This is a genomic window from Limnobacter thiooxidans, assembly GCF_036323495.1.
Lineage (GTDB): Bacteria > Pseudomonadota > Gammaproteobacteria > Burkholderiales > Burkholderiaceae_B > Limnobacter > Limnobacter thiooxidans.
The window spans coordinates 2,581,030-2,606,700 of record NZ_AP028947.1 but is presented as its reverse complement, the minus strand read 5'-3'; the positions used below and the strand labels follow the sequence as shown (position 1 = coordinate 2,606,700).

Below are 25,671 nucleotides of genomic sequence, written 5' to 3'. Positions count from 1 at the left end.
CCTTGTAGTTGCATCAACCCCCAATCATTGATTCGTCAACCTGTGCAAGTGTTGCGCAACCGCACAGGGCCATGGTGATTTCAAGCTCATCTCGAAGCAGGCGTAGCACATGCGCCACACCTTGTGCGCCTTGATTAACCAGTCCATGCAACACGGGCCGACCCACCAGCACGGCAGTCGCCCCCAGTGCAACAGCCTTGAACACATCGCTGCCACGGCGCAGGCCACCATCGACCAACACCGGTACACGGTCATGTACAGCTTTCACGATTGAAGGCAACACAGTTGCAGTCGCCGGCATGGTGTCAAGCACTCGCCCTCCGTGGTTCGACACGATCAAACCCTGCGCACCGTGTTCAATCGCCGAGGTGGCATCGGCCGGGTGGGTAATGCCTTTCAAGATCACGGGCAGCCGGGTGTGGCTGGCCAGCCAGTCCACGTCTGTCCAGGTGGGAGCGTGTGCCATGTGGTGATCAAACAGCACGCTGCCGCTTTTTGAAAATGGTGTGGGTGCATGGAGTGGCTGGTGTTTCAGGTTTACCGCCTCAATGCCTGCGGGCAGCGCAAAGCTGTGTTGTCGTTCCCTGTCACGCACACCGCTGACGGGCGCGTCCACAGTCAACACGAGGGCTTCGTAGCCAGCCTGCTCTGCGCGTTGAACCAGTTCAAGCGTGAATTCCCGTTCATGTTGCATGTAAAGCTGAAACCACAAAGGTCCACGGCCTTGTTCAGGCAGGTAAAGCTCGGCAATGTTTTCAAGTGAGGTGCTGGCCTGTGTGCTGCACACAAACCCGGCTTCCAGTGCGGCAGCGGCCAGGGCAGTGGCCAGTTCACCCGCGGGGTGGGCAAGTTGTTGATACGCCATGGGGGCCACCAGGATTGGGTGTGCATATTCGCGACCGAATAGCTGAATTCGGGTGTGTCCACCCTGTATAGATCGCAACACGCGCGGCAGTAATTCAATGTGTTGCCAGGCGGTGGTGTTTTTTCTCAGGGTCAATTCATCTGCGGCGCCACCGAACAGGTAGGCCCAATGGGCAGCAGGCAGGGTTTGTTGGGCGCTGTTCTCGTGATCTGACAGTGTGGTGGGGTGGAGTGTGTGCATGTCAGGTTTCAGCCCATTGCTGAATCAGCTTGTGATAGTGGTTGGTCAGGGCCAGCACCTCGGGCGTGTCGCCAAGTTGGTGGCGAAGTTTCACAATGGTCATGTCCAGATCAAACAGCATGGCGCGTTGCCCATGGTGTCGAATCAGGCTTTGGATCCAAAGAAAAGAAGCGAAACGGCAACCTTTTGTCACCGGCTCAACGCGATGAAGCGAGGTGGATGGGTAGGCAATGGCATCGCCTGCATCCAGCTTGATTTCCTGCGCACCGAAGTGGTCTTCAATCACGAGTTCGCCGCCCTCGTATTCTTCAGGTGGGTTTAAAAATACAGTGACCGACACATCGGTACGCACTTTCTGCCCTGTTTGCTGGTTGGCCTGCAATGAATTGTCAGTGTGGTTGCCATAACAGCCGCCATTTTCATAGCGGTTGAACATGGGTGGCAGTGTGTGAAGTGGCAACACCCCCGCGATGAACAGGGGGTGTTTGTTCAAGGCATTGGCCACAAGCCCCGACAGCGCATCAAACTGTGTACAGGCGGTGGACAATTGCCGGTTCTGTTTCGCTTGCGCAGCCTGCGCCCCGCTGCTTTGTTTGCCATCCACCCAATCGCCCTGGTTCAAGGCCTTGCGAATGTCTTGCAGTTGCGCCGCATTCAATACTTGCGGAATGTGTAACAGCATCGATGTTTCCTTCAAACGGGAAAGGCCTGCACGCATTCAAGCCTGATTAAAAGGCCATGCTCACAGTGACACTGGCCGAACGGGGTTCACCCAGTGATGCACGGTTGCCGTTGTTGTTCAATGTGGCGATGTAGTCCTCGTCAAACAGGTTGTAGATGTTCAATCGAACGCTGACATCCTTGGTCAATTGATAGGAGGCCATGGCGTCGGCAACCCAATACGATGGAATTACCGGCATGTTCTGGGTGGCCAGGTTCGTGCCCGTGGTGATGACACGCTTCTGTTCATCGACATACCGTGCACCACCGCCCAAGGTCAGTTTGTCCAACTGGTAGGAAGTCCACAGCGTGGCGGTCAGGTCGGGTGAAAAGCGGACACCGTCGGTGGGGTTGCCGTTGTTGGTTGCAAACTGGTCAATCTGTTTGGTACTTGTTTTCGCAAATCCACCGATTACTTGCCAGAACCGGTTCAGCTGACCCACGGCAGACACTTCCAGCCCTTGAACCCGGGTTTTTCCAAATTGCAGGGGCAACAGCGTGACAGGGTCCAGTGACACCTGTTTGTCATTCTCGTTGCGGAACAAGGCCGCTGACACATTCAGCTGCTTGTTCAGCAATTCCCACTTGGTGCCCAGTTCAATGTTTTCTGTTTCCTGGGGTGAAAATGCCGGGTTGTTGGTGTTTGTGGCTGTGCCACTGAGCTGGAAGTTGCTGCTGGCCGGAGGTGTTTCGGCGGTGGAATAGGCAGTGTAAATGCTGCCATTTTCTGCCGGTTTGTACACTGCGCCCACACTCCAGCTGAACAGCCTGTCAGAGTCTTCTAGGGGGGTGGTGGTGAAGGTTGTTACATTGGTAACAGGATCTGTTGTTGCGGTAATGTTGTTGGTGTCCACACTGTACTGGTCAATTCGAGCACCACCGTTGATCGAAAATTTGTCATTCAACTTGATGGTGTCAAACACATAGGCACTGAGGGTGGTTACCTCGCCGCCAGCCTCGCCACCATTGCGACCACCGAATTGCGCCATCGGGTCGTTCGGGTTCGGATTGTACAGGTTTGCATTGGTGGTGGTGCCGGTGCTTGAGTGGGTGTAGTTGGCTTCTTTTTCATACAACAATTCAACGCCTGCGGCGAGGTCATGTTCAAGCCCGCCCAGATTGAGCGTGGAATTGACACTGGTCTGGTTGGCCAGAATGGTGTTCTCACGATCAACACGCTGGCGTGAACGGGTGACTGTCCAGGTGGACGGGTCTGCGGGCGTAATGCCCAGCGCTACATCGTCCACCACCAGCGCACCCAAGCCTGTGAGCACGCGGTCCATTTTGGTTTTGCCCATGCGTGTGATGTTCCGCAAAGTGGTATTCGGGCTTAAGTCGTGCTCGAATTTCGCAGTGACCATGTCGGCGTCCACTTTTTCGAAATCATTGGCTTCGCCATAAAAGTTTTCGGGGTTCACTCGTGCGGCAGCACGGGCTTGCGCATTGGCATTGAAAAACCCTTCGAGCCCGATGGTGGGAATACCCCCGTCTGGTTTGTTGTTTTGGCGAATGTGCTGGGTGAACAGATTAAACCGCGTGCCCGTACCCAAGCCACCCGCATACGAGAAGGCGAGTCCTTCTCCGGAGTTGTCTATCCCGTTGCGACCATCGACCCCGCTGTCTTGTACCAGGCCGTTCACACGAAAGGCGGAGGTCTCGGACAACTGTCGGTTCATGTCAATGGTGGCGCGTTTTTGATCGGCGGTTCCCAAGGTAATCGAACCCAGGTTTGTGTCACCCAAGTGGGCCTGCTTGGAAATCAGGTTGATGAAACCTGAACTGGCCCCGCGACCAATTTCAGAACCGGATGCACCCTTGACCACTTCCACCTGTTCCAGGTTAAAGGTGTCGCGGCTTATTGCACCAAGGTCGCGGATACCATCTACAAAAATATTGTTTTGCAAGGAAAAGCCGCGCAGCTGAAAGGTGTCACCTGCAGCGGTGTTGCCACCTTCACCCAACTGCAAGGTAATGCCAGGTGTATTTCGCAAGGCATCGGTCAGCGAAATGCCGCCTTGTTCCTGAATGGTTTCTTTCGAAATGATTTGAACGGTCTTGGGCGTGTTCACCAAGGGCTGACTGAACATCGGGTTGGCTGATTCATCGACCTTGAAAGTACCTTGTGCGGCTTCTTCTACAGTGACCTGTGGCAGCACAGTGTCCTGCTGAGCCAATGCACCAACGGGAGTGGCTGCGGTCAGCAGGGCAAGCAGTTGGGCGGATTTGTTGTGTTTGAAACGGTTGATCTGACTCATTTCAGGGTGTTCCTGTTAGCAAAAGTGGATTGCTGGCTAACACACCAAAATTAATTCAAGGGGTGGTGTCTGGCTTTGAAGGTTGAAGCCAGTGATTCTAATGCAAATAAAAACAATTATCATTAACTAAATGATGAAAAGCGCAACTGTTTCTTGACGAATTTCAATCAGGGGGCTGCGAAGCGGGCTTGTGGTCCGCTCGCAGCGCGCTTTTTAGCGGTTTACTGCCTACCCAGCCAGCTTCGGGTCTGTTGCCCGGCCAGCCTGACCAAATCACCTTGGGCAATGGATACGTCAATTAAATGCAGGCCCCAATTGGTCCCGCCGATGAACTCGCCGGGGTAATCATCGGCCCGCGGGTCATCGGGTTTGGCCAGAATGGTGGCCTCAAGGTAACTGACACCGTTGGGGCCGATTTTGCATTCACCCTGAACTTGCCCGGGTATGGAGTAATATGCGGTGGGTATGGTGAGATTGCTGATCGGGTTGGCGTAGGGGCCGCCTGGTCCGCGCGGAATCAACAGCAGCCTGAACACTGGTGGCTGTTGTCGAGGTATCACTGGAAGCAGTAGGGACTTCCCGCCAGCCAGTGCGGCCGGGTTGGTGCACAGTGCTTGGGTGCCTTCCTCTGTGCTCAGCCCAAAGCGGGGGTTTTCAAGTTGGGGGTCGCCAGCGCGGTAGGTCACATAGGCCACCACACAGCCAGTCTGGTTTGCATTCCTGCAGGCAGATACCTTTTGAAAGGATGCGCCCACATCAGCGTTGTTGGGCACCAGAACATTGGTGCCTGGAATGTGGGCCGCAATCAATCGATTCAGCAGTTCGGGACGTGTTTCAATTTCCTCGGCGATCAAACGTCGAATGATGCCCGAACCCTGTGAGTGACCTACGAGGATGAATCCACGCCCTTTACTTTGGTTGGCAATGTATTCCTTGAAAGCGTCCAGCACATCGGTATAGGCCACTTCACTGGCATTGGGGGCAATGTCAATGCCACCTAGCGCACCAGTGAAAGTGGTAATTCCCAGGGCTGTCAGGGTGCGCTGCCGGTAAACCGGTGCAAATTGTCTGCACACCTCGCCATATCTGCCGAATTGAAGCGCTGTGGTCTGTTTTTCCTGTGGACCAGGCAGCAGATCGGAATTGCCAGTGAGGTCCAGGCTTGTTGTAGGGTACACATAAAAACAATCTACTTCCGGGTTGGTGGCAGCCTGGTAAATCAGGGGTGTGGCGCTGGCATCGGCCGCCACCGCAGTGCTGTCAAAATTGCCCTGGCACACATTGGCTGAACCAAAAAGGTCTGGGTGGCAAAGCCAGTTGCGTGTACCGGTGTACAGCGCACTTTGATAAGCCGGGAACGGATTCACCGCATTGCTTGCACTGTTGGCAGTGACCCGGGTGTTACTGCTGGCAGTGGACGAGTCTTCAGTACACGCCGTCAAAAGCAGTGCGCTGGCAGCAAGACCCAAGATGAGTTGATGAATCACAGTGTTCTCCCGTCGCTGCAAGTGGCCCCCGTGGCCGTTACTTCAAACGCTTGGCTTACCCCTTCGAATGCTTGAGGTGAACCTGCTGGCACTGCCACACCCCTGTGTCGAATCCGGTATTGGCCTGCAAGTGTGTTGGCCGGTATTTTCCATTCGGCCAGGGCGGTAGATACAAAGCCGGGCAGGGGCACCGGGCTCAGGTAAGGTGTTGGATCAAACGGTTGCCAGCGAAACAGCAGTTCTGGAGACCGGTCGTGGGTAAAACTTTGCCATTGCCCATTTGCATCCAGTTTTTCAACTTCAACAATGGCCAGCCCGCGTGTTTTCATGTTGCGCGGGTGTGCGCTTTGAAACTGCGCGGTGACGGTGTTGCCTGCTGCCACCTTGGGGGCAGGTTGAGCCAGTACATCGCCAAATGCTGCGCCGGGTGCCTGGTCAAAAGGTATGTAGGGCGGGCGTGGTATCGGGTTGCTGGTTACCGTGCGCGGCGGGCCTGCTGGTGGTTGGCTCTGCGAAGCCAGAGACATGGCCAGGCGTCGGCTTTCCTGTTGAACTGCCGCCAGTGTCCATGGGCCAAATTGAACCGATGCGCCTTCGTACTGCTGAATTGAGTATTCTTCGCGAGTGGTCAGGTAATTCACATAGTCGTTGCTCAGGCCACTAATGATGACCTGATCAATACCTTGCGGTTCGAGAACTTCCAGCACTGTTTGCCGAATGCGTCGCCCTGCCATGGTGGTGATTTCCCAAGGCAGGCCCAGTACGGCCACATTGCCAATGGTGAACAACTGGAAGGGCAGTGTGTCATTGCTCAAATTCAATGGTGCACCGAGTACAAACAGCACCGGCTTTTCTGCGTGGCAGGCCAGGTCGACGCCCACCGGCACCACATCAAAAGGCAATGCGCTCACATTGCAAAGTGCGGCACCAGCCAATACCTCGGGGGGCAGCTTGCCCGCAGCCAAGGCTGCCAGGTCGCGGGTCAAGCGGGCTGGGTCCAGCCGGTTGTTGCACGTGGCACCTTCTACGGTGGGGCCTGGCCCGTCTTCTGCACCCGCACCAAAGGAAACCCCCATGGCAGCTGTGCATGTTTTCTTGACAGCGCTGTTCAGCGTTTCCGGGTGTTTCAGTGAATTCAAGATCACCGGGTCAGTCACTTCAACCTGGTCCATTTTGACGTGGAACTGGGCGAAATTCACGCCGCCGCGTACCATCTGGTTCGCATCGCGGTAAAGCGTCAGTGCACGGGCCAATTGTTTGCTGCCGTTGATTTCAACGGCCTTCAATTCATCCACTGAACCACCCCTTTCTGCGAAAGGTTTGTCTTTGAAGAAAACATTCGGGCTGCTGTCGCCCTCGTCAGTTTGGGCGAAGGCGGCCACAAAGGTGTTTTCACCCGGGGCGGTTTCATAGCGGGTGCCCATGATTTTTTCAAAGGCCAGGGCGGCCCAGCCCTTGTTGTCAGAAGACACCAGCGGGTTGGTGTTGCCCGTGGTGGTGGGGTGCACACCAAACCAGTTGATTTGCCCGATCGGAGTGCCATCGCCACGGCGCAGTTTCAGCAGTGCCATTTCCTTGTTCACATTCTGGCTTTCACCGCGCTGGGTCAGTGTCCTGTTTCTTTCTTCCTGAGGGTTTTGATCGTAGGCACTGGCCGAGCGGTTCACGTTGGCATTCAACAGTTCCCCGTTGTTGACCCACAAACGCCCAGGTTCGGGATTGGCTTGCAGATTGGCATGAGCGCGGCGAATGGCCAACACGATGCCATCCACGATGAAGTTGTAAACCTCTTCGTCATGCCCCAGGCGAAACAGGTTGAATGCGGCAAAGTGTGCATAGCCACCGGGCCCTGCATGGGTGTGAGTGGCGTTCAACATGATGTTTTGTTCGTTGTAAAAGGCGGCCAGTTCTGCATCGGCGGCCACCTTGTTCAACACGCCTTGGCGCACAGCATGAAAAATCATGCCCAGGTCGTTGACCACGTAAACCACGCGCTTGCCATTGCAGGGTGAGCCGAGCACATAGGCCCTTGAAAACTGGCGGGTGTGCAAACCCAGGCTGGCGTGGGTCGGCGATTCGTACCCCATCATGACCGAGCCCGCGGCAGGCCCCGTGATGTCGGCGATGCCCGTGCCCATGGTGAAGTCGGTGTTGTTCTGGCAGGCGCCGCTGTTCAAGCCGGTGCTGGGTTGGGCTGAATTGTCAGGGGTTTGCGCTGGCGTGATGGCTTGGATTACCGAGGGACTGTCTAGCCCTTCGCCAATTAGCAGGTTGGGGTCGCTGAGTGCGCACTGCAAACCTGTGGAATCAACAAATTCACCGCCTGAAGGACCTTCGTTGGGATTCGTTCGGTCGCCCGCTTGTGGCGTGTCGTCGTTGTTGCCCAGGCAACCTGACAAGGCCAATACAGCAAGCAAAGTCCAGGGCGTGCGCCGTGTCCACTTGAATTTGGTGTGCATGTTTGTGTTTCTTTTTTGAATGTCTCCTTGGGTTCTTACTGCCCGATGTGTTGGGCAGATTCAGGTGAATTGCGGCAAGCGCGTGACTGTGTCGTGTAACCGACACTAGTCACTTTGAAGGTAGGTCAGAACGTGTTGTTGATCAACACTTCAGTCAGGCTGAGTTGTCCCGGCTTGGGCCAAGGTGCCTTGGTGCCCTTGCCAATGGCCACCATGGGGCCCATGACGTGGTCAGTTGGCAAATTGATCAGTTTGGCCACGGCCTCAATGTCGAAACCGATCATGGGGCAGGAATCAAGCTCCAGGCCTTTTGCAGCCAGCATCAGTGTTTGCATGGCCATACCGATTGAACGTTGGGCTTCATCGCGTTGCAGCCATTCACGGCCTTCGTGAAAAGGTCCCATCCAGCCCACCAGCAAATCCGCCACTTCCTTGGGCGCACCAGCCCAATAACGGGCAGGGCTTTTCTCCCAGGCTTTCATGTCGGCTGTCATGATGACCAACAGGGACGCATCCGTAATTTGTGCCTGCTCATTGCCCAGTTTGCGCATTTCCTGTCGCAGGGCCTTGTCACGCACCACCACGAAACGCCAATGCTGAATGTTGAAACTGGTGGGAGCCTGAATGGCAGCCTCGAACAGCTTCTGCTCGTCTTCAGCGGAAATTGTGTAGTCGGGGTCGAAGGCCTTGATGGCCCGGCGTTGATAAATTGCGTCAAATAATTCCATGCACTGCTCCGTGTTTAATGCGTAAAAAAGCCGGAACCCCGCGAAGGAGTTCCGGCTTACAGTTTACAGGCTAAAAGCGAATAGCCGGCTTACTGCCTTACTTGGCCAAACGACGGCCTTGTGACACGGCATAGCTGCCTGCGCGTGCGGCCAGCAACGGGTCTTCTGACCCTTCAATGCCGGTTGGCAGTACCAGTGGGTTGAAGTTGATGCCGTCACAGGCTTCTTTGTCGGTAACCGAAGTCACTTTCAAACGGCCTGCAACCACCTTCTTGCGGTCGTCAGGCCAGGCCACTGTGGCGTTGTCGGTCACGTCACCGGCTTGTGCCAGTTGCAATACAAAATCAAACTCGACTGGAATCTGGGATACACGGCCCTTCAACTCATCAGCCAGGAACACCTTGGAGTAGGTGGCCAGTTTGTCATCCGCAATAAATTCCTGACCGGTAACGGGTACAAACATCCACTTTGCAAACTGGGTTTTGCCGGCAGCATTCGTGAACTTGAATGCGTTTGCGCTCCAGTAATTCACTGCTGCATAGCTGGCCGGTACGCCAGTTTTTGCAACCCATTCCATTTGGGGCTTGAAGTCTGGGTACTTGGCTGCAGCCGCGGCAATTTTAGCGGGGTCAGGTTTTTTGGTGGCTGGGTCGGGTTTGCGGGCTTCCAGGAATGCCAGGAAACCATCGGGTGTGGCCGCTGTGAAGAATGGCGCAGAAATATTGGCCATCAGCCATTGTTCGCCATTTGGCAAGTCAAACTGGGCAGCCAGGCCGCGCACACCCTTGCCATTCTCAGGCGCATTGGGATTGCCGCCACCCACTGAAAAGCGCAGGGTCACTGGAATTTCTTTTCCGGAAAACGCGGAGGCCTTGGAAATTGCAGCGCCTGATTTGTTGCCAGTGAAAGTACCCGCAGCACACACACCGCGTGCACCGGATCGGCGCGCGCCCGCGTGCGTGCCAAACACGCCTTCCAGACCATCGACCAGGTTGACCGCATTCGCTGGCTCGCTGGGAATTGCAGTTTGTGCCACTGCGACTTGTGTACCGAAAGCCGCCAAAGCGGCCACTACTGACAAACCAATTGCTGTTTTCATTGATTGAATCCTTTTTGATATACGCCCAAGGTGTAACGCCATTCCAGTATGAGGGTGGAGTTACGCAATAGATCGTTAATGCGTGAATAAAGTTACACAGTCACAAAAATATAATTTTCTAGTAAGGGCGGATTTCAGGGTATTCAAATCTTTTTCAATCAAACAATACTTAATTCGTGGGCAGCAGGTTCTTGATCACTGCTTCAGCAACAGGCTGGCTCATGTAGCGGGGCACCGCATAGGTAAATCGAGCCTCGGCAATCGCAGACTTTGCCACTTCTGGAATATCAGCGGCTTTCAAGGCAGCCAGTTGGGTCGGAATGCCAAACTTTGCATTCATCTCACGGATGCGGGCAATGAAAGCGCGGGCCAGGTGAACGTCGTCAGCGCCTTTCTCACCGATGCCACAGGCACGGGCCAAAATGGCCAGGCGATCCGCACAGTTGGGCAAGGAAAAGTCCAATACATGGGGCATGACAATGGCATTCGCCAGGCCGTGGGGTGTGTGGTATAGGGCACCGAATTTGTGGGCGATGCCATGCACATAACCCACGCCAGCCTGTGTGAAAGCAATGCCAGCCAGGTGAGATGCACGCGCCATTTTCTGGCGGGCTTCCAGGTTGCCCCCGTCGGCTACGGCTGTTTCAAGGTACTTCATGACCAGTTGAGTGGCTTCCAGCGCCTTTTCATCGGTTTTTTTCATGGCGTTGCGCGACACGAAAGACTCCACCGCGTGGGTCAATGCATCCATTCCTGTTGCCGCGGTAATGTGCGCTGGCAAGCCGGTCATCAGGGCGCCGTCCAGTGCGGCAGCTTTGGGCAGCAGGCGCAGGTCCATGGCCGCTACCTTCCGCTTGTTGGCAGTGTCGCTGACCACTGCGGCAATGGTTACTTCCGAACCTGTACCAGCTGTTGTGGGCACCGCATACAGGGGCAGCATACCCTTGTGCACGCGCAGCAGGCCTGTCAATTTCACTACAGGTTTGTTGTTCTTGGCGCGGGCACCAATCATTTTTGCAGCGTCAATAGGGCTTCCTCCACCCACGGCCAGAATGGCCTGGCAGCCGTTTTCCTTCAGCATGCGGTAGCCTGCTTCAATCTGCTCCACCGTGGGGTTGGGTTCGACACCATCGTAAATCACGTATTTCACGCCCTGGGTTTCCAGTTCGGCTTTCATTTTTTCCAGCACGCCCAGCTTGACCAGCACGGCATCGGTCACCAGCAGCACATTTCGATGTCCTTCATCTGCCATGTGGCGAACCAAATCCAGGGATGAACCGGTGCCTTCGAACATTCGTGGCCACTTGAATGGCATCAATGCGGTGACTACCTTGAAAATGGCCATGTAGATGCGAAGAGCAAAAACTTCGAGTGCATGTAGCATGCGGGTGTCTCCTGACTTTTTATAATAGGGGGTTAACAGTTGTTACTCAGATTGTACAAAGAGTGCGCGGGTTTAGAGCAGAGGATTTATTCCACTTTCCGTGAACATCGGGAAATTTTCACGCGCCATTTCCTTCATGATTTGCCAACTTGAATCAAAACACGACAGAGACATTTTTCATGACGTATCGCTTGACCCCTCTTTTGGCCTCTCTTGCCGCACTGGGCCTGGTTTCCCCGGCTGTTGCCCAAACTGAAAACCTTGATGATTTTGTGGTGTCTGCTACGCGGCAGGCGAGGGATCCCCTCGATGTGCCCGCCTCGGTGGACAAGATTAACCAGGACACTTTGGAAAAAGCGGCCAGTTTTCAGGTCAACCTGTCTGAAACGCTGACCCGCGTGCCAGGCCTGGTAATCAACAATCGCAACAACTTCGCGCAAGACCTGCAAATATCCATTCGTGGTTTCGGTGCGCGCGCCACTTCCGGCGTGCGCGGGGTGCGTTTGTTCTCCGATGGCATTCCGGCCACCATGCCCGATGGTTCAGGGCAAATTTCGCATTTCAGCCTCAGTTCGACCGAATCCATTGAGGTATTGCGCGGCCCGTTTTCATCGCTGTACGGCAATTCCTCGGGTGGGGTGATTCTGTTGACCACTGAAAACCCGCGCGTGGGCACCGAGCTGGAAGTGAATCAGATATTTGGATCAGACAGCACGCGTCGCAGTGGCATCAAACTGAACAAGGGCAACGGCGAGGTGGGCATTGTGATTGACGCGTCCACCTTCCGAACCGACGGTTACCGCGACCATAGCAAGGCACGCCGCGACAACTTCAACAGCAAAATGGTCTGGAACCTGAGCAGCGACACGCGGCTGAGCTGGGTGGTGAATTACGTCGACATTCCCCTGGCCCAGGACCCGGCTGGCTTGACCGCTGCGCAACTGGCCCAGAACCGAAGGCAGGGCAGCCCTGCATCCGTGGCCAACAATTCCAACAAGACTGTTGAACAAAGCCAAACCGGCATTGTGCTTGAGCATCAATTCAACCCGTCTACCAGTGTCACCTTCAGCCCGTATTACGGAGACCGAAAAATCCGGCAGGTGTTGGCCAGTCAAACCGTGATCGATCTGAAAAATGAGTACAGCGGAGCCGACTTGAAGTTTGCCCACCAGGCAAATCTGCTGGAAAAGCCCTTGTTTTTGACCGCGGGTTTGACCGTGGGTGAACTGGAGCAGGCGCGTTTGGGTTTCGCGAATGTGAATGCCAACAGCAATCGGGACGAAGCCAACACGGCCAGCCAGTTCGACCAGTATCTGCAGGCGGAGTACTTTTTGACCGACAGGCTGAGCATGCTTGCGGGTGTGCGCAGTTCTTCAATTGAAATTGAATCCCGCGATCAGTTTTTGACGAATGGCGATGGCAGTGGCAACAAAAAATACGATGAAGTGACGAGCAACCTCGGCTTCACTTTCCGTTTGCAACCGAATATCAGCACCTATGTGTCCTACGGTGAGGGTTTTGAAACTCCCACATTGCTGGAGTCTGCGTATCTGTCTGCCGTAAACCCCATGACCAATGCGCCGCTTAGCCCAAATTTCAACAGCACACTGGATGCCGCGAAAAGTGAGCAGTTTGAAGTGGGCATGAAGGCCAAGTTTGGCAACACCAAGGTCAATGCGGCCTTGTATACGGTAGACACTGAAAACGAAATCGTCGTTTTGCAGGCCGCTGGTGGAGCCACCGCATTTCGAAATGCTGGCCCAACCAGCCGTGAAGGTATCGAGTTTGCGGTACAACATGCCCTCAGTAAAGAATGGCAAGCCAATGCTGCGGTCAACCTGATACGTGCAACATACGATTCGTCTTTTGACACCATCGGATCAACCAACGACATCGTGGCTGGCAACAGCCTGCCCAGCATTCCGGAAAAGACCTTCTTTGGTGAAGTGGTATTCAAGCCTTCAAGCCTTTATGAAGCAGCCACCGAGTTGCGTTACGTGGACAAGCTGTTCGCCAACGATGCCAACACGGCATTTGCACCGTCCTACTCAGTGGTCAACCTGCGTGCCAGCAAAGACTGGCCTCTGGATGGTGGCTGGAACGTGCGCACTTACGCCCGTGTCGACAACGTGTTCGACAAACAATATGTGGGCTCGGTGATTGTTAACCAAGGGGCAGGGCAGTTCTTCGAACCGGCCAGTGAGCGACAGCTGCTGCTGGGTGTGACTTTGGGCATGAAGTGGAAGTAAGCCCTTTGCGGAATTCCCGAAGTCATCGGGAATAAGTCCCGGTCAGTTGCGGGAATTCTGCTCTGGAAAACCACGGGGTCTCTCCTTAATCTGAAATGAGTCCGAAAGAAGAGTCGGATGACAACAAATCAGATTAAACAAAGAGGAGAGATCAGTGAGAAATTCAAGCTTGAAACTCAGTGCCTTGACGCTTGCCGTGGTTGCTGCCACCGCAGGTCTGGCATTGCAGAGCGGTGCAGCGTCGGCCAAATCGGGCGGTGTCACCTGGGAAGACATCGTCAACGATGAAAAAACACCCAAAGACATCCTGAGCTACGGTTTTGGGCCCAAGGCGCAACGCTACAGCCCCATGACTGCCATCAATGACAAGAATGTGGCCAATCTCGTGCCCGCGTGGTCCTTCAGCTTTGGTGACGAAAAGCAGCGTGGGCAGGAAACACAGGCTTTGGTTCACGACGGCATCATTTACGTGACTGGTTCCTATTCACGCATGTATGCGTTGGACGCAAAAACAGGTGCCAAGCTCTGGCAGTATTCGCATCGCCTGCCTGAGGACATTCGTCCCTGCTGCGACGTAGTCAACCGCGGTGCAGCCATTTTTGGCGACAAGGTCTTCTTTGGAACCTTGGATGCCGGCATTGTTGCGCTGGACAAGAAGACTGGCAAAGTTGCGTGGCGCGAAAAGTTTGAAGACCACACTGCCGGGTATACGATGACCGGCGCGCCGACCTTGGTCAAAGATCAGAAGACCGGCAAGGTTCTGCTGATTCATGGATCTTCCGGCGATGAATTCGGTGTGGTGGGCAAGCTGTATGCCCGTGACCCTGAAACCGGCAAAGAAATCTGGATGCGTCCTTTCGTGGAAGGACACATGGGTCGCCTCAATGGCAAGGAAAGCACACCGACGGGTGACCCACGTGCACCTTCCTGGCCGGATGACCCCTCCAGCCCAACCGGAAAGGTAGAGGCGTGGAGCCAGGGCGGCGGTGCCCCGTGGCAATCAGCCAGCTTCGACGTTGAAAACAATCTGATCATTGTTGGTGCTGGTAACCCGGCCCCGTGGAACACCTGGTACCGAACCCCCAAAGGTGGCAATCCGCTTGAATACGACAACCTGTACACCTCGGGCCAAGTGGCTGTAGACCCCAGCACTGGCGAGGTAAAGTGGTTCTACCAGCACACACCAAATGACGCATGGGATTTCTCCGGCAACAATGAACTGGTCTTGTTCGAGTACAAGGACGGTGGCAAAACCATCAAGGCCACTGCACACGCTGATCGAAACGGCTTCTTCTATGTGGTGAATCGTGCTGACGGCAAATTCATTCGTGGTGTGCCCTTTGTGGATGGAGTGACCTGGGCCAAGGGCATTGACCAGAAAACCGGTCGGCCGATTGAAGTGGCGGGACAGCGTCCACCTCCCCCTGAGCCAGGTCAGGACCGTGGCAAATCTGTTGAGGTTTCCCCTCCATTTTTGGGTGGCAAGAACTGGAACCCTATGGCCTACAGCCAGGATACAGGCCTGTTTTACATCGGTGCAAACCACTGGAAAGAGGACTACTGGACTGAAAACGTGACCTACAAGAAAGGGTCTGCCTACCTTGGTCAGGGCTTCCGTATCAAGCGCATGTTTGATGACCATGTGGGTGTTTTGCGTGCCATGAACCCGGTAACAGGAAAAGTTGCCTGGCAGCACAAGGAAAAGCTTCCACTGTGGGCCGGGGTCATGGCCACCAAAGGCAATCTGGTATTCACAGGGACGGGTGATGGTTATTTCAAGGCGTTTGATGCCAAAACCGGCAAGGAGCTCTGGAAATTCCAGACGGGTTCCGGAATTGTTTCTTCCCCGATTACCTGGGAAATGGATGGCGAACAGTACATTGGTGTGGCCAGTGGTTACGGTGGTGCAGTGCCTCTCTGGGGCGGTGACATGGCCGAGCTGACCAAGCCCGTGCCGCAAGGCGGCTCATTCTGGGTGTTCAAGCTGCCCAAGATGATTCAGCAAGCCTCGCGTTAATACGACGTCAACATTCCTCTCTTCATCCTGGAAGACGTTGTTGCTTGGGATGGGTTTGCTTTGCAGAGCAAACCCATCCGTTTTTCTTTTAAAGGATTGAATCAATGAAATCAATCAAGTATTCCGGATTGACGATACTGGCTGGGTTATTGCTCGCCATGAATGCCCAGGCTTGTGACCTGCAGCCTGGAAGCAACTGTAAAAATGCCAGCTTGGCGGGTCAGGACATGCGCAATATGGAATTGAGTGCGATAGACCTGTCCAATGCGGACTTGAGTGGCGCCGACCTGCGCCACGCTGACTTGCGTGGTGCCAACCTGGAAGGTGCAAACCTGACTGGAGCCAACTTGACTCGGGCTGACCTGAAACGTGCCAACCTGCGCCGAGCCAATTTTACCGATGCGACACTGGATGCCGTGCAGGCCTATGCTGCGTTTGGCCAGGCAGCCAACTTTAGCCGTACCAGCCTGGTTGCCGCTGATTTTTCCTTTGCAAGGGTCAACCGTGCCAACTTCGCGGGTGCCAATGCTCAGATGTCCAGTTTTGAGAAAGCCTGGATGGACAAATGCAGCCTGGTGGATTCCAACTTCAAGAACGCCAATTTGCAGGAAGCCAAAATGAACATGGTGGACTTTGACGGTACCACGATCACTGGTGCCCGAATTCACTATGCGACGTTTCAGGATGCCAATTTCGAGGGCTGCACAGGTTGTCCTGTGGGCTGGTAGACTTCAATCAATTGCAGGCTCACCGCAAGGTGGGCCATTGCGGCCGTGGTGTCGACATTCAACTTTTGTTTGATGATGGACAGGTTATTGGCGACTGTTTTCGCACTGAGATTCAACAGCTCGCCGACCTGTCGGGATGAATAACCCTTGGCAATCATCAGGAAAATTTCACTTTCACGGCCAGACAGCATGTCCAGCGCGGTGTTGTTTTTGCTGTCTCTCGAACATATCAAGTTGGTTGCAAGGCGATGTTCAATGTAATGTTTTCCTTCCGATATCGCTTGAATGGCCCGAGCAAATTCCTCCGGCTCGGCTGATTTGCTGACATAGGCACTGGCACCCAGTTTCATCGCGCGATTCACCAGTCCCAGCTCATCGTGCATGCTAAAGAACATCACGCGTGTATCGGCCTGCCTGCGTAAAATTTTTGTGGCCAGATCCAGGCCGGAAATGTCAGGCAGGTTGATGTCCAGTACAACCAGTTCGTGGCGTGTTTCAATCCACTTCATCCAGGCTGATGCGGCGTTGTCGGCATGGTCGATCCGCGCATGACCATTGCTGATCTGATTGATGATCTGTGAATAGCTTTGCCGGATCAGGGGGTGGTCATCAACAATCAAGTAATTCATTCGAATAGGCTCGCTGGTGTGTTTTGTGCAAATGCACGGTCACGCCCGTGCCGGGACTCTTCTGAATACGAAGACTTGCGCCCAGTTCCTTGGCGCGTTCACGCATGGAGCGAAGACCGTAGCCGGATTTCATCACCTTGGGGGCTACGCCATTGTTTTCAATTCTCAAATCGAAGAAATCAGGTGTATTCACCAAGCTCACCGTGGCCCTGTCTGCGTTGGAGTGCTTGTAAATGTTGTGGAGGGATTCCTGAACGATACGGATTATGTGCACCAGTTCCTGTGCGCTCAGTGCGCTGACCGGCGAGATATCACCCGTGGTTTCAAAGTCGCATTGAATACCGGTGGCTTGCATCCATTTGACGCAAATATGTGCCAAAGCCTCATTCAGGTTGACCGTTTGCAAATCCACCGGGTCCAGTTCGGTGATCAGGTGCCGGATCACGCGGTGGGCTTCTTCCAGTTCGCTGGACAGCGATTTCAGCGTATCCCGACTGGAGTGCGCCTGCTCTGACTGGGTTTGCATGTGAAGCAGATAGACTCTGGCACGAAGTCCCGCGATGATTTGTCCCAGGTTGTCATGCAGTTCGCAGCCCAGGCGCCTGCGTTCCTCCTCCTGCGAATTGATCAGGGAAATCGACAAAGCCTTGTTGTCTTCCCGGGCTTGTTCCAGTGTCAGGGTTGTGGCGTTGAATTGCCGGGCGATGTCCTGAAGTTCAACAATCGGGCTGGTCTCGGGCAATTTTGCTCTCAGATCACCTTCCCGCATGCTGGACATGGCGCGGCTGAACTGGCGCAAGCGTTTCAGAACGTCGTTGACGCCCAGTTGGATCAGTGCCATGCACAGCAGGGCAGAGGCCAAAAACACAAAAAACGTGACAGTCAGGCTGTTCCAGACTTCATTGAGCTCATCTTCAGGTGTGGCGTGCACAGTCCAGACCTGCACCGGGTCCAGATGAATTGCATAGGTCTGTCCAGTGCTTGCAACATCACCCAACGTCCAGTTCGCCAGCCAGGCCGGCATGGCCACATCCAGGTCCTGATCCAGTAAATGCGGTGGTTGTGCTGCAATCCGGATGTGCCGGAACTGCAGGGTTTTCGCCTCATGGGCACCAATTCGATCGGATTCAATCAGCAATGCGAGGCTTTTCGCCACCTGCGTGGCCGACTCCAGTTCCTCCTGAATATCGTCCCGTGCCTGCAGCACGATCAGACACGCCGACAGGGTGAAGCCAATCGAGAAAGTGAAGGGAACCCAGATCAATGAACGCAACGAGAATTTCATGCCTGCATATTGAAATGCTTGCGGCTCGTGCGCTAGGGAACAGTTCCCGTTTTAGTTGAATCCTGCACACTGTTCATCCACGACACCGGGTAGTCTTTTAGAGACGTCACACCAAACAATTCATTAACTGCACTGTTAGAATCTGGCACGTCCTGTAATAACAAAACAACCGGATTCATCGTCATGTCTTCAGCACTTAGTCTTCGCCGCATCAGCCACATGTCCAGCAATGGCTGGGATCGCCTGTTCAAGTCAGAATCCATGGTGCGGGCTGGCTTGCAACCGTTTGAGATCATTCACCAAAGCGGTATCCACAGCGTTCGCCATTACCTGCCCCTGACCGAAGACAGCATTCAGATGGGCGATGACACCCTGCCCGTGGCCAAGAAGCGCAACACCATTCCACTGGTTCTGATTGCTCCGCTGGCCGTGAACATGTTTGTGTATGACCTGTTGCCCGAACGCAGCTTTGTGCGTTACCTGATGGCGCAGGGTTTCGACGTTTACCTGATCGACTGGGGCAAGCCCACGCGCAAGCAAGCTGGCCTGACACTGGAAAACTACATCAAGGAATTTTTGCCCGCCTGCCTGAATGCGGTTCGCGAGCACAGTGGCTCGAAGAAGCTCAGCCTGCAAGGCTGGAGCATGGGTGGTGGCATGGCGCTGGCTTACACCGCCTTGTTCAAGGACGAGAATATTCACAAAATCGTGACCTACGGCACTCCGATTGACGGGCATGCCAATGGCCCGATTGGTCAGCAGTACAAGCGCCTGGCGCACCTGCTGAAATCAGCGCGAATCAATTTCCGCAAGGTACCCGCCAAGCTGCTGTACACACCGGGCTGGGCCAATGTGATCGGCTTCAAGTTGCTTGACCCGGTGGGAAGCCTCAAAGGGTACTGGAGCCTGGTGACCCAGCTGCACGATCGCGACTACGTTGCCCAACACGCCAACCAGGCCGCCTTCATTGACAGCCTGGAAGCCTACCCAGGCGGCGCCCTGCGCGACTGGTTTGCCAGCATCTGGCTTGAAAATGAAACAGCCCACGGTCACTTCAAGGTGGGCAAGGAAGTTGCCAATTTCAAGGACATCGCTTGCCCGGTATTGGGTATTGCAGGAAAATCGGACAGCTTGGCCAATGTGGCCTGCTGCAAGCCAATCACCAAAGTGGTGGGCTCCGACAAATCCGAATTCTTTATTGGCCCCGGTGGCCACATCGGTATCATGAGTGGCAAGGAATCGCCCAACACCATCTGGGCAAAAACCGCAGCGTGGCTGAACAGCTGATCCAAATCCAGCCAAGCTGCACGTTAGCCTGCCTGAACTGCTTCTTTTGGTTATAGTGGAATCCACTCAGCACCAAAAGTAGCAGGAGGCGGCATGCTGAAATCAAGACGAACAATTCTTCGCGCCAGTGCAGGCCTGCTCATCGCAGGCCCCATGTTCGGGAACCGCCAGGCCTTGGCGCAAACCCCGGCCTGTGATGACAGCCCCACACCCCGTCAAATCGAAGGTCCGTTTTATACACCTCAAACACCCCGGCGAAGCAAGCTGGTCGATGGTTTGCAAGGTGAAACGCTGGTGCTCGAAGGTCGGGTGTTGTCGACCACCTGTCAGCCGCTTGCCAATGCAATCGTCGATTTGTGGAGTTGTGACGCTGCTGGTGAATATGACAATTCCGGCTTCAAACTGCGTGGGCATCAACTCACCGATGCGAAGGGCAGGTTTCGGTTTGAAACGCTGATGCCTGGCTCCTATGGCAATTCAAGTTTCAGGCGCACCCCGCACCTGCATGTGAAAGTGCAGGGGCCATCAACGCCCTTGTTGACCACGCAGCTTTATTTTCCCAATGAACCACTGAATGCTCGAGACAGTTTTTACAGCCCCGCCTTGTTGGTGAAATTCAGTCAGACCAAGCCGCTGTTGAAGGTGGCCACATTCGATTTTGTCTTGCCCGTGCAGGCAAAGGGATAGTTTCAATGACATTGTTCCCACGCTGGTTATTCGTTCTTTGCTTCGCTTTGCTTGTATCGATGGAAGCAAGCGCGCAGCCATCCGTGCCAATAAGCGTCCCCACAGAAGTACCCACAGCGTCCATCTGGCTCCTGGGCGAGGTACACGACAACCCCGATGCACACCGTGCGCGTTTTCAGTTGATCGAGGCCCGGGTGAAAGCTGGTTGGCGGCCCGCCCTGGCCATGGAGCAGTTCGACCGGGAACATCAGGGCCTGCTGCGCACAGCCCAGGATCAATGCGGTACCGCCGAATGCATTACCTCCCAACCGTGGGTTGAAAGCTGGGAATGGCCACTTTACGCGCCCTTGATCCAGTTGGCGCTGGATTACAAACTGCCTTTGCTGGCCGTGAATGTGTCACGCAAAGATGCCAACCGAATTGTGCAAGGCGGTTACTCTGCAGCCTTGGACCCAGACACGGTTGCCCATTACAAACTTGACCAACCCCTACCCGAGCCTCTGGCCCGGCAGCATCGCCAAAACATTGTAGAAGGCCACTGCAACATGCTGCCTCCCAGCGTGGCGGACAAAATGGTGCCGGCTCAAGTGGCCCGCGATGTGTGGATGGCCCAGGTAATTGAGCAGCAATCCAGCCAAACCGATGTGGTGTTAATCGCTGGCAATGGGCACGTTCAAAAAGATGTCGGCGTGCTGCACTGGTTGCCCGTTACACTACAACAAAGAACAACAGTGCATGGATTTCTGGAACATGAACCGGGCAAGGCCACATCCAACTTTGATGTGGTGCACAGCGTGCCCCGGTTTGCGCGGGAAGACCCGTGCGAGGCATTCAAAGCCATGAAAAAATAGACCGGTTCAATAGGGAGACATGCGGGTGAGCAAGCTCAATCAATCTGTGTGCGCGCTGATGGTGTGCGCGGTTGCGTGGTGTCCATTATCTGCTCAAGCCAACGGGTTTGAGGATTTTGAAGATGCAGAATTGATCGACCAGATCGCCGGCAGCGTGGCACGAGGCTATGGTCGAATGCACGGCTACCAGGTGGAATTCAAGCTGATTGGTAAAGAAGTGGTCCACCAGTCGCCCTTGCTGGTGCAGTACAACGCGCCTTTGAAGCGATGTACCTTTTACATCAGCACCCAGGACCGAAATTGGCACAGTTTCGAACAGTACCTTCTGTTTTTTGAGGGTCTGCCCAAGCAGGTTGTGTATGAAGCGTTTTTCGCGCATGAATCGGGCCACTGCGTGCAAGTCAAGGAGCAAATAGATTTTGGGCCCAAGCAACGCCGCCACCGGGAAGAACTGTACGCCGATGTGTTTGCCCTTTCTCACGTACAGCGTTACTTTCCCAAGTACCGCAAGGCGTTTCAGGAAGGGCAACTGAAAATGCGGCGTGTGGCTTTGGGCGTGCAGCGTGACTATGATTTTTACAAAGAACTGGTCAAACTTCATTACAGTCCGAGCCTGCAAACGGCACTGGTGGTCAAAAATCCGCAGGACAGGGCCTTTTCGATTGCCAAAGCCGTTGATTTGCTTTGAAAAATCCAAGCGTGACTCGGAATGCCTGACCGTTTACACTAGTATTGTTGCTAGTGTATGCCGAGTTTTACAGCATGCATTTGAATTCGGGTTTTTCCAAAACAAAACAAACAACTAAAAAAACAATGCCATGAAATTTGAAAATCCTCTCGCCCTCGAGAATCAGCTTTGCTTTTCACTTTACGCCACGTCACTGGCCATTACCCAAGTGTACAAGCCCATGTTGGCCGCGCTGGGATTGACTTTCCCGCAATATCTGGTGATGTTGATCTTGTGGAAGGAAGACGGCGTCAGTCTGATCAGTATCGCCCGCCAACTGGGTCAGCAACCGGGTGCGCTCACTCCGGTCATCAAGCGAATGGCTGAGCAAGGTTTGCTGACACGCAACCGCAGCTCAGCTGATGAGCGCCAACTTCAAATCTACCTGACCGAAACTGGCAAGGCCATTCGGGAACAGGTTGTGCACGTTCAATCCTGTGTGTTTGAAAAGTGTGGCATGAGCCCTGAGGAACTTCTTCGTCTGAAAGGCGAGCTGGACGAACTTCGCGATCGTCTGCTGGAAGACACTCCTTGAGCTTAATCAGTTAGTGCGATAACATTTGCGGGTAGAACCCTTATTCGCAGTGGCAGTCCATCCAGATAGTTACTGCGATAATCAATGAAGCACTCAATTCAGGAGAACAATATGGACATCGTTTATTCCACCAAAGCCACATCAACAGGCGGTCGTGAAGGCGGATCCGCCACGGAAGACGGGCGTTTGAAAGTGCAACTCAGCACGCCGAAAGAACTCGGTGGAGCAGGCGGCGAGGGCACCAACCCCGAGCAACTGTTTGCCGCAGGTTATTCAGCCTGTTTTATCGGCGCTATCAAGTTTGTTGCCGGTCAAGACAAAATCAAGTTGCCTTCCGAGCCGGAAATCACTGCCACAGTGGGCATTGGTGGCAACCCCAAGGGTGTTGGCTTCGCCATCACCGTGGACATGTCCATCAAACTGGATGGCATGGACAAGGCAGAAGCCAATGCGCTGGTAGAAAAGGCCCACCAGGTTTGCCCTTACTCCAACGCAACCCGTAACAATGTCGATGTAAAGTTGACTGTGGTGTAAGTACCCACAGTGATCGGGCCGTCTGAAAGCGGTGGGCTTCCCGGCAAGCCTGCCGCTTTTTTTCTGGAACTGATGATGCACAACAAATATGCCAAACCTGCTTGTTTGAAAAATGCCAAAGGGCAGGTACGCCGTGTCGGGTTTGAACTTGAGTTTGCAGGGCTTGACCTGAAAACAGCAGCCACTGTGCTTGCGCAAGCGGTGCGGGGATCTGTCGAAGAGGACACGCAGGCCGAATGCAAGGTGAAACACCCGGACTGGGGCGATTTCAAGATTGAACTGGACTGGCAATTTGCCAAAACCCTGGCGCGTCGCCGACTTGAAGAAGAGCATGGTGCTGAAAGCGCCACTGAAGATGCCATCATCGGCCTGCTCACTGATGTGGCCCGTCAAATTGTGCCGCTTGAAGTGGTGTGTCCACCGGTGCCTGCGAATCAGCTTGCCACACTCGACCCCATGGTCAATGCCTTGCGCGATGCGGGTGCCCTGGGTACGTCCGATTCACTGATCTACGCATTTGGCCTTCACATCAACACTGAATTGCCAGATTTCGATTCCAAAACCCTGGTGCCTTACCTGAAGGCCTATTGTGTGGCCCAGAATTGGTTGGTCAAAGCCCACCGGGTAGATACATTGCGCCGCCTGACCCCTTACATTGATCCATACCCCAAGCGGTATATGCATACAGTGATGGGCTACACCCCCGACACCCCCGTGCAACAAATCATGGACGATTACCTGGCGCACAACCCCACCCGAAACCGGGGCCTTGACCTGTTGCCGCTGTTCAAGCACATGGACCCCGAGCGTGTGCTGGCTGCAGTTCGTGATGAACGCGTGAATGCGCGCCCCACCTTCCACTACCGCTTGCCCAACTGCGAAATTGAACAGCCAGACTGGGGGCTTGCCGAAAGCTGGAACATCTGGTGCGTGGTCGAGTACCTGGCGGCAGCCCCGGCTGTGCTTGAATCCATGTGCGCGCAATGGGCGAGCTATGAACAGAATCTGATCAATTTGCAGGAGGAACCTTGGCACACCGAACTGGCGCAAATTCACGCCGAATTGTTGTCGGTGTAACCGGCAACGCCAAGTGGTGGTCCCCCTCGTGGTTCTGTATTCGCCTGGCCGTGTGGCTGGCCGGTGGGCAGGCACGCCGCATCAGTGTCAAACACCTGTGGCCCATGGCACAAATTGACGCGTTGATTGTGAGCGGTGGCGATGACATTCACCCCTCGCTGTATGGCGAAGAAGAAGTGCCGAAAGCCCACTATGACCCTGCGCGCGATGCACTGGAGCAAGCCCACATAGCCTGGGCCTTGAAACACAACTTGCCCATGTTGGGTATTTGCAGGGGTACCCAGTTAATCAATGTCAGCCTGGGTGGCAGCTTGCACCAGGACATTCGCGCCCAGCGCAAGCTGACTTCCAACCGGGGCACTGTGCTGCCCCGAAAAATGGCTGCACTGCGTGCCAACAGCAGTTTGGCCTGTGTCTTGAAGGCCAGTCGACTGCGGATCAACAGCCTGCACCACCAGGCCGTGGATCAGTTGGGCACCGGTGTACGCATTGTGGCTCGTGACCTGGACGGGTTTGTGCAAGGCATCGAACCCGAGGAAGGTTCTCTCAAGTGGCTTGGTGTGCAGTGGCATCCGGAATATCTCTTGTATCGCCCGCAGCACCGACGCCTCTTCAAATGGCTTGTGCAACAATGCAGGCACCAATCCCCAACCGGATGATTCATGTCGTATACCCTGCTGTTCGCTTCTGCCTTTCTGGCAGCCACCATTTTGCCGCTCTACTCGGAAGTGGTGATGTTCGCCATGATCCGCGCTGGCGAGCCCGCCGGGCTTTTGCTGGCTGTGGCTGCAGTGGGCAATACCCTGGGCTCGGTTGTCAATTGGGTGCTTGGCCGCTACCTGCTGCATTTCCAGCATAAAAAATGGTTTTACTTCAAACCTGAACAAATTGAAAAAATGCAGGGCTGGTTTCAGCGCTACGGGGTGTGGAGCCTGCTGCTGGCCTGGATGCCGGTAATAGGAGATCCGCTTACCCTGGTGGCAGGTATCATGCGGGTTAATCTGTGGTTGTTTCTTCTGCTGGTGGGTATCGGCAAAACAATCCGTTATGTCATCGTGATTTATTTTTCTGAAATGTCGGTGGCCTGGTTTTAAATCTGCAAGGAATTGAGTGTCATGAATGCGAGCGATCTGCCCAACCTGGACCTGAACTGTTTCAAGCAACCTGACCGGGTTTTGCTGGGCGACACCTTGCCCCATGCACCCCGGATCCTGATTCTGTATGGCTCATTGCGGGCGCGTTCATTCAGCCGGTTGGCTGCCGAAGAAGCGGGCCGCCTGCTGACTTTCATGGGTGCCGAGGTGAAGTTTTTCAACCCGGAAGGTTTGCCCCTGGTGGATGAAGCCAACGAGCAACACCCCAAAGTGCTGGAACTGAGAGAACTGGCCGATTGGTCAGAAGGGCAGGTCTGGAGCTCACCTGAGCGGCACGGCGCCATGACTGGTGTCATGAAAACCCAGATCGACTGGCTGCCCTTGAGTGGCGGGGCCAAGCGGCCCACGCAAGGCAAAACACTGGCTGTGATGCAGGTGTGTGGAGGTTCGCAATCCTTCAACGTGGTGAACCAGTTGCGGGTGCTGGGCCGCTGGATGCGCATGATCACAATTCCCAATCAGTCATCCATTGCCAAAGCCTTCATGGAGTTTGATGACAACAACCGAATGAAGCCATCGGCGTATTACAACCGACTGGTGGATGTGATGGAGGAACTGATGCGCTTCACCTTCCTGACCCGAGGGCACGCACAGCACTTGGTGGACCGATATTCCGAACGGGTGGAGTCTGCCGAAGAATTGTCCAAACGCGTGAATCAACGCAGCATTTAACA

The 25,671-nt window shown here is 54.6% G+C and carries 23 protein-coding genes; 13 read left to right on the top strand and 10 right to left on the bottom strand.

The window, feature by feature from the left end:
- Window positions 1-13: 13 nt before the first annotated feature.
- The 8 genes from RGQ30_RS11825 to RGQ30_RS11790 form a co-directional block, all read right to left on the bottom strand.
- Complete coding sequence (locus tag RGQ30_RS11825; RefSeq protein WP_130555725.1) at window positions 14-1,105, bottom strand: alpha-hydroxy acid oxidase; 1,092 nt, start codon at window positions 1,103-1,105, stop codon at window positions 14-16.
- A 1-nt stretch (window position 1,106) separates the two neighbouring features.
- Window positions 1,107-1,787 (bottom strand): Fe2+-dependent dioxygenase, encoded by a 681-nt coding sequence (locus tag RGQ30_RS11820; RefSeq protein ID WP_130555726.1) that lies wholly within the window; start codon window positions 1,785-1,787, stop codon window positions 1,107-1,109.
- A 46-nt stretch (window positions 1,788-1,833) separates the two neighbouring features.
- Entirely contained in the window at window positions 1,834-4,080 is a 2,247-nt protein-coding gene (locus RGQ30_RS11815) for a catecholate siderophore receptor Fiu (RefSeq protein ID WP_130555727.1), read from the bottom strand.
- A 221-nt stretch (window positions 4,081-4,301) separates the two neighbouring features.
- Window positions 4,302-5,567, bottom strand: coding sequence for a DUF3089 domain-containing protein (locus tag RGQ30_RS11810; protein WP_338284445.1), 1,266 nt, complete (start codon window positions 5,565-5,567; stop codon window positions 4,302-4,304).
- Window positions 5,564-8,026 carry a neutral/alkaline non-lysosomal ceramidase N-terminal domain-containing protein gene (locus RGQ30_RS11805; RefSeq protein WP_130555729.1) on the bottom strand — a complete coding sequence of 821 codons (2,463 nt, stop codon included), beginning with the start codon at window positions 8,024-8,026 and terminating at the stop codon, window positions 5,564-5,566. Before RGQ30_RS11805 ends, RGQ30_RS11810 begins: the two co-directional genes overlap by 4 nt.
- Before the next feature lie 125 nt (window positions 8,027-8,151).
- Window positions 8,152-8,754: a nitroreductase family protein gene (locus RGQ30_RS11800; protein ID WP_130555730.1), complete on the bottom strand. Its 603-nt coding sequence runs from the start codon at window positions 8,752-8,754 to the stop codon at window positions 8,152-8,154.
- 97 nt (window positions 8,755-8,851) lie between these two features.
- On the bottom strand, window positions 8,852-9,853 hold the full coding sequence (locus RGQ30_RS11795) for a catalase family peroxidase (protein ID WP_338284444.1): 1,002 nt from the start codon (window positions 9,851-9,853) through the stop codon (window positions 8,852-8,854).
- Between the two features lie 169 nt (window positions 9,854-10,022).
- Window positions 10,023-11,237, bottom strand: coding sequence for an iron-containing alcohol dehydrogenase (locus tag RGQ30_RS11790; RefSeq protein WP_338284443.1), 1,215 nt, complete (start codon window positions 11,235-11,237; stop codon window positions 10,023-10,025).
- Between the two features lie 179 nt (window positions 11,238-11,416).
- On the opposite strand from RGQ30_RS11790, the gene RGQ30_RS11785 reads away from it, so the two are divergent.
- The 3 genes from RGQ30_RS11785 (at window position 11,417) to RGQ30_RS11775 (ending at window position 16,231) form a co-directional block, all read left to right on the top strand.
- A complete protein-coding gene (locus RGQ30_RS11785) occupies window positions 11,417-13,486 on the top strand; it encodes a TonB-dependent receptor family protein (RefSeq protein ID WP_130555732.1) in 2,070 nt (689 codons plus the stop codon).
- Between the two features lie 154 nt (window positions 13,487-13,640).
- Complete coding sequence (locus tag RGQ30_RS11780; protein WP_130555733.1) at window positions 13,641-15,503, top strand: methanol/ethanol family PQQ-dependent dehydrogenase; 1,863 nt, start codon at window positions 13,641-13,643, stop codon at window positions 15,501-15,503.
- A gap of 104 nt (window positions 15,504-15,607) precedes the next feature.
- Window positions 15,608-16,231: a pentapeptide repeat-containing protein gene (locus tag RGQ30_RS11775; protein ID WP_130555734.1), complete on the top strand. Its 624-nt coding sequence runs from the start codon at window positions 15,608-15,610 to the stop codon at window positions 16,229-16,231.
- Here the strand turns inward: RGQ30_RS11775 and RGQ30_RS11770 are convergent.
- Together RGQ30_RS11770 and RGQ30_RS11765 are read right to left on the bottom strand one after the other, a co-directional pair.
- Entirely contained in the window at window positions 16,183-16,860 is a 678-nt protein-coding gene (locus RGQ30_RS11770) for a response regulator transcription factor (protein ID WP_130555735.1), read from the bottom strand. The genes RGQ30_RS11775 and RGQ30_RS11770 overlap by 49 nt on opposite strands.
- A complete protein-coding gene (locus RGQ30_RS11765; RefSeq protein WP_130555736.1) occupies window positions 16,841-18,145 on the bottom strand; it encodes a sensor histidine kinase in 1,305 nt (434 codons plus the stop codon). Before RGQ30_RS11765 ends, RGQ30_RS11770 begins: the two co-directional genes overlap by 20 nt.
- 183 nt (window positions 18,146-18,328) lie before the next feature.
- Between RGQ30_RS11765 and RGQ30_RS11760 the strand changes: the two genes are divergently transcribed.
- The 10 genes from RGQ30_RS11760 to arsH all read left to right on the top strand — a co-directional run bounded on the left by RGQ30_RS11760 (window position 18,329) and on the right by arsH (window position 25,669).
- The gene (locus tag RGQ30_RS11760; RefSeq protein ID WP_130555737.1) at window positions 18,329-19,432 is read left to right on the top strand and encodes an alpha/beta fold hydrolase; all 1,104 of its coding nucleotides are present in this window, start codon (window positions 18,329-18,331) and stop codon (window positions 19,430-19,432) included.
- A gap of 93 nt (window positions 19,433-19,525) precedes the next feature.
- A complete protein-coding gene (locus tag RGQ30_RS11755; protein WP_130555738.1) occupies window positions 19,526-20,119 on the top strand; it encodes a dioxygenase family protein in 594 nt (197 codons plus the stop codon).
- Window positions 20,120-20,202: 83 nt separating this feature from the next.
- The gene (locus RGQ30_RS11750; protein WP_338284442.1) at window positions 20,203-20,970 is read left to right on the top strand and encodes a ChaN family lipoprotein; all 768 of its coding nucleotides are present in this window, start codon (window positions 20,203-20,205) and stop codon (window positions 20,968-20,970) included.
- Window positions 20,971-20,995: 25 nt separating this feature from the next.
- Window positions 20,996-21,658 carry a hypothetical protein gene (locus RGQ30_RS11745; RefSeq protein ID WP_130555740.1) on the top strand — a complete coding sequence of 221 codons (663 nt, stop codon included), beginning with the start codon at window positions 20,996-20,998 and terminating at the stop codon, window positions 21,656-21,658.
- Between the two features lie 130 nt (window positions 21,659-21,788).
- Complete coding sequence (locus tag RGQ30_RS11740) at window positions 21,789-22,232, top strand: MarR family winged helix-turn-helix transcriptional regulator (RefSeq protein WP_130555741.1); 444 nt, start codon at window positions 21,789-21,791, stop codon at window positions 22,230-22,232.
- Window positions 22,233-22,343: 111 nt separating this feature from the next.
- Entirely contained in the window at window positions 22,344-22,766 is a 423-nt protein-coding gene (locus tag RGQ30_RS11735; RefSeq protein ID WP_130555742.1) for an organic hydroperoxide resistance protein, read from the top strand.
- Window positions 22,767-22,775: 9 nt separating this feature from the next.
- Complete coding sequence (locus RGQ30_RS11730) at window positions 22,776-23,843, top strand: amidoligase family protein (RefSeq protein ID WP_130555743.1); 1,068 nt, start codon at window positions 22,776-22,778, stop codon at window positions 23,841-23,843.
- A complete protein-coding gene (locus RGQ30_RS11725) occupies window positions 23,795-24,502 on the top strand; it encodes a gamma-glutamyl-gamma-aminobutyrate hydrolase family protein (RefSeq protein WP_338284439.1) in 708 nt (235 codons plus the stop codon). Before RGQ30_RS11730 ends, RGQ30_RS11725 begins: the two co-directional genes overlap by 49 nt.
- 3 nt (window positions 24,503-24,505) lie before the next feature.
- Entirely contained in the window at window positions 24,506-24,937 is a 432-nt protein-coding gene (locus RGQ30_RS11720) for a YqaA family protein (protein WP_130555744.1), read from the top strand.
- Between the two features lie 21 nt (window positions 24,938-24,958).
- Window positions 24,959-25,669 (top strand): arsenical resistance protein ArsH, encoded by a 711-nt coding sequence (gene arsH, locus RGQ30_RS11715; RefSeq protein WP_130555745.1) that lies wholly within the window; start codon window positions 24,959-24,961, stop codon window positions 25,667-25,669.
- The last annotated feature ends 2 nt before the right edge of the window (window positions 25,670-25,671 follow it).